This is a genomic window from Candidatus Aquicultor sp., assembly GCF_054640775.1.
Genome location: NZ_JBTSLF010000318.1, coordinates 1 through 2692 on the forward strand (window position 1 = coordinate 1; position 2692 = coordinate 2692).

Annotated in this window: 3 protein-coding genes; 1 reads left to right on the forward strand and 2 read right to left on the reverse strand. The window is 45.0% G+C overall.

Annotation, left to right across the window (positions count from 1 at the left end):
- Positions 1-183 precede the first annotated feature (183 nt).
- Complete coding sequence (locus tag ACYC56_RS14720; protein WP_461374924.1) at positions 184-1080, forward strand: IS982 family transposase; 897 nt, start codon at positions 184-186, stop codon at positions 1078-1080.
- Between the two features lie 85 nt (positions 1081-1165).
- On the opposite strand, the gene ACYC56_RS14725 is transcribed toward ACYC56_RS14720, so the two are convergent.
- The gene (locus ACYC56_RS14725) at positions 1166-1348 is read right to left on the reverse strand and encodes a hypothetical protein (protein WP_461374925.1); all 183 of its coding nucleotides are present in this window, start codon (positions 1346-1348) and stop codon (positions 1166-1168) included.
- A 75-nt stretch (positions 1349-1423) separates the two neighbouring features.
- Entirely contained in the window at positions 1424-2068 is a 645-nt protein-coding gene (locus ACYC56_RS14730; RefSeq protein ID WP_461374926.1) for a cytochrome c3 family protein, read from the reverse strand.
- Positions 2069-2692: the final 624 nt, after the last annotated feature.

Here is a 2692-nt window from a genome sequence, read left to right on the forward strand (position 1 = left end):
GTACTTTATCCTCCCGCTTAGCACCCCGCATTACTGCGACGCACCGGGATTAGCTATCCGGCCCCTTGGTGGTTACCGGAACGGGACTTTCACCCGCAAGTGCGGCCCAGCTAAGCTGGGCGCGCCAGAAATAAGAAAGAAGGTGTACCTTGATACAAAAAACTAACCCTGGAGAGGTAAGTAATGTATCAAAAGTTAGACACCTTCTTTACGGCATTATACGTCATAGTAGATGATATGTATCAAGAGGAATTTAGTGATGTGTTAAAGAGAAGACCGGGAGCAAAGCCCAAATTTGCAGATAGCGAGGTTATCACCTTGTCCCTGGCAAGGGAGCTTTTAAGCTTTACATCAGAGAGATGTTTCTTGGGTTTTGTGAGGACGAATATGAGACATCTGTTTCCAAGCGCAGTAGAGCAGTCCCAATTTAATAGAAGGACACGGTATCTTCATCTGGCTATCAACCATTTAAGAAGAAAACTCTTAGATAAAATAGATGCTGGCTTTGAAGCTTACCGGGTAATCGATACAACGGATGTTCCGGTGGTGAAATTTGCACGGGCTTGTTCTACCACTCTTTTTAAAGGTGAGGCCGCCTATGGTCATTCATCATCTAAAAAGACGACCTACTATGGGTTTAAGCTCTTTGTTATGGCAACACTAGAGGGCACGCCACTAGATTTTGGCCTGTTTCCGGCAAACACCGATGATCGGGTAACTGCAGATGATGTGCTTGATTTCCACAGAGATATAACCGTTATTGCCGATAAAGGCTTCCTTGATAAAGATCGAGCACTATCTCTTAAGAAGGAGCGAAACATAACAATGCTCTCGCTGAAAAGAGCTAACCAAAAATTATACGATAAAAAAGAAAACAGGTTTCTCTCTCATTTCAGGCAGATCATCGAAACGGTCAATGAACTCCTGAAAGATCACTTTAATCTAGAGAAACACCTGGCTAGAACTTTAGAGGGCTTAAAAACACGAATAGTCACTAAAATTACTGGTCTTACGATAGGTATCTATATGAACAAACTGTTTGGCTTTAATGCATTGGCGTTACGGTGTCTGGTGTTTTAATTCGCATCAGACGTTAGTAGTTACGAATGAGTAGTAAGAGGGCTGTTTAAGTAATAGCCCCAAGTTGAGGCTGGATCATGTTACTTTACTTCGAATTCCTTTTTTGCTTAATGATGCTTAGAAGATGACTGCCCCTCAATGCTAAGCCGCTGAATATGAGAACAAGGTGAACAGGGAGGATCTGGGTGACCTCATATTCCATTACATACCCGCACGGCCACGCCAAGCCCCCGGCCGCAAGGCACACCAAGCCAACCGTCTTTCGCATACTACTCTCTCCCCGACACTAGTTCTTCTTATTGTATCAAGCAAATAACTTCAGTCCAGCAGCAGTTGTTTGGTGTTAATAGGGATTATAGTAGTCGCTTGATGGGTCTACTATCCTGATATGGCATACTCCACAGTTCTCGGGTGCCTTTTTACCGTTATGGCATTGCATGCAGGTTTCCATTTTGGGCCTCCCCGCTTTTTCGCCGCCTTCGGCATGGGCGATGTTTGAATGGCATGTCACGCATCTAATCCCTTGCTCGAGATGTTTTTCGTGGGGCACGACCAAGCCCCCGCCAAACGTAAACGTTCTGTTCATCGAGTGACATTGCTCGCATACCTCATTGGAGAGCGCTTTGCCGATAACCTGTGCATTAAACCGGGCGTTGGGTGTATTGGGAGCGGTGAATTCAAGGTATATCCTATTTATTCCTCCTACTATCCCAGGTGGTCTATGGCAATTATCGCATGGTACAGTGGAATGGATGGATTGTTGCCAGCCCTTGAAGGCAGGGTATGTTTCATGGCAGTTGCCGCAGAGGGCGGGTGCCAGGGTTAGCTGTCGAACGCTGTAGCCGAACACTACCAGAACGACAATTACCGCCAGTACCTTCTTCTTCTCGTTCTGGAAGTAGGATTTCAGCTTGTCTAAAGGTTCGTAAAAGACCCCGTTTAATAGTTCGGTCACCAGTTCATCAACGAATGATTTAAATAGTTTCATTAGACAAATATTACAACAGCTAGGTTGCTTGCACTACAGTATCAAACATGGATTATTTCTCTCACCCGCTACGGGCTTCTTAGGTGGCAATCACTTAGGGGAGTACAGCAGGGGAATTGAGCCCTATGCGCGAAACTGCGCAGGGTTATTCTTTTGGGGAAAGCCGGAGAGCCATCGACAAAAGGTAATAATTTATTTTGCGGCTTTCATGTTTTCGATAAGTGTCTTTCTGTTAGCCGCTGATTCAAGGTGAAACTTGAACCGGCCGCAATCTTGACACGTCAGTACTTTAACCGTAAGTTCTACGGGGTATTCGAGCCGCCAATTTTTTCCGCAATTCTCACAAACATGTTCTTTAGCCAAAGTCTGAATCTCCTTTACCATATTATACCAAAAATTATTACGCTGACTACTAGTTTTCTCTTGTCTGGTTTATAGGGATTTAACGGTTCTACGATCTCAATGGGCAGTTGAGCCGGAGTGTGTTAAGTTGGTTAAAAGGTCTGGAAGGAGGCGTTGGAAAAGATGATAAAAGCATTACGCTTAAACTCCGCGATGGTAGCACAAAGGTTATCTCGCTCTCGGTTAGCACCGCGATTAGAAAATCCGCATCGGGCACGGTAG

What these genes read in the sequence shown, in the direction of transcription:
- ACYC56_RS14720 (WP_461374924.1), top strand. Translation starts at nt 184, where the DNA reads ATGTATCAAAAGTTAGACACCTTCTTTACGGCATTATACGTCATAGTA.
- ACYC56_RS14725 (WP_461374925.1), bottom strand. Translation starts at nt 1,348, where the DNA reads ATGCGAAAGACGGTTGGCTTGGTGTGCCTTGCGGCCGGGGGCTTGGCG.
- ACYC56_RS14730 (WP_461374926.1), bottom strand. Translation starts at nt 2,068, where the DNA reads ATGAAACTATTTAAATCATTCGTTGATGAACTGGTGACCGAACTATTA.